Below are 241 nucleotides of genomic sequence, written 5' to 3'. Positions count from 1 at the left end.
TCCCTTACTATACCAATCAATATTCAAGAATGAAGTGTAAATAATAAATTACATTTAGCCACGACTACGTTGCACTTCCAGCCACCACTTCTCCAGCTCCGCGGCAAAGGCCTGGCGGTCACGTTGTGAAAGGCTATCTGGTCCGCCGGTCTGGATCCCACTGGCACGTAAGGTATCCATAAAATCGCGCATCGTCAGGCGCTCACGAATGGTCGCTGGCGTGTAACGCTCGCCGCGCGGA

Annotated in this window: 1 protein-coding gene; it reads right to left on the bottom strand. The window is 52.3% G+C overall.

All coding sequences use genetic code 11. The features are described 5' to 3' along the window. Positions 1 to 54 precede the first annotated feature (54 nt). Positions 55 to 241, bottom strand: a 187-nt coding sequence (locus V5P19_RS24385; protein ID WP_334408099.1) for a DUF188 domain-containing protein, incomplete at its 5' end; no start/stop codon positions are given.

The organism is Enterobacter sp. UNJFSC 003 (assembly GCF_036903355.1).
Lineage (GTDB): Bacteria > Pseudomonadota > Gammaproteobacteria > Enterobacterales > Enterobacteriaceae > Enterobacter.
This window is presented reverse-complemented; position numbering and strand designations above follow the sequence as displayed.